Source organism: Intestinibacter sp. (assembly GCF_051866655.1).
GTDB lineage: Bacteria > Bacillota > Clostridia > Peptostreptococcales > Peptostreptococcaceae > Intestinibacter.
On the sequence record NZ_JBJDXL010000365.1, the window covers coordinates 1,962 to 3,262 of the forward strand.

The 1,301-nt window shown below is 30.4% G+C and carries 1 protein-coding gene; it reads right to left on the minus strand.

What is annotated here, in order from left to right; all coding sequences use genetic code 11:
• Nucleotides 1–1,009, minus strand: a 1,009-nt coding sequence (locus ACI3VO_RS10830) for an FIVAR domain-containing protein (protein WP_439757930.1), incomplete at its 3' end; no start/stop codon positions are given.
• Nucleotides 1,010–1,301: the final 292 nt, after the last annotated feature.

A 1,301-nucleotide genomic window follows, 5' to 3' on the forward strand; every position in this document is an offset into this window, starting at 1 on the left:
CTTCTGATAAATCTAATTTTTCAAGTGCTGTAAAATTCTCATTTAAATAAGTAAGGTCTGCTCTTGTAAGAAAAATATCATCTGCTATTACTTTTACATCCTTTAAATCACTATATGTTTTTCCTGTATCTACTAATAAATCTTTAGTAGCGGCTTCTAAAGTAGAACCTTTTACTATTGTAATTGTAACTCTTCCATTTTCATCTATAACTTCTTCTTTAACAACTGTTTCCTTAAAAGCTGCTAATGCTTGTGTAAGTGTTTCTACAGCTTGATTTACTTCATCTTGAGTTGCAGCATCATTTTCGCTTACTGTTTTAGCATCTGATATTGCTGTTTCTATTGCATCCTTTGATGGATATTGTCCTACTTCAGTTCCTATTTGAGCTTCTGATACAAATTGTTCAGCTTCTGCTATTAAATTGTTTAATGCTGTTTTGTCGATTTCTGTAGTAGAAGTAGTAGAAACAGTGAATTTAAATGCTATTGGAACGCCTATTTTTTTATCGACATTATTACCGCATACTTCTGGACCAAAAACTAGTATATAATCGCCATCTTCAAGAACGCCTTTATCTACACCTATAGATATGTTTCTTGTAGTTTCATCGTAAGAAATATATTTAAGCTTTCCATTTCCTCCGTCGTATTCAGCTACAACATTTTCCCACTTGCTGTCATATATTTTTATATATGGCATACAGTTATTTTTAAAGTTAGTTCCATCTCCAAACGCATTCATACCAGCAGTCATAGTAACTCCAAATACTATGTCTTCAGAACCATCAATTTTTGTATTTATTGAATTTACATATTTTTCTGACGTTTGTTCTTCTACTGTTATTTGACCATCGTAGCTTAACATTTTTAATGTGTTTCCACCTACGCCTTGGAAACCATATGCGATTTCTTCTGCATATGATAATTGATATGGAAGCATATATGCTACTACCATCATTATTGTAAGCATTACGGAAATCGGTTTTTTGATTGTTTCTCTCAAATACATATTTTTACCTCCTCAAAATTTATAAATTATATTATTTATATCTAAATTCTAATTTCCCACCACCGTTACTCCTTTCCATTAAATGTAAGAAATCAAAATCTAAATTTATTGAAAATACGGCAAATCAAAAAATAATCCACTATTGATATAGATAGTGGATTATTACAATATATACGGAAGATGTATTTTATGAATTCCACAAGGAGAGGGATATTCATTTCTAAATATACCAGATCTAAAATCCATGGCAAGCTTTAGGAAATTAGATTCGCAGAAATTATTTAACAAATAT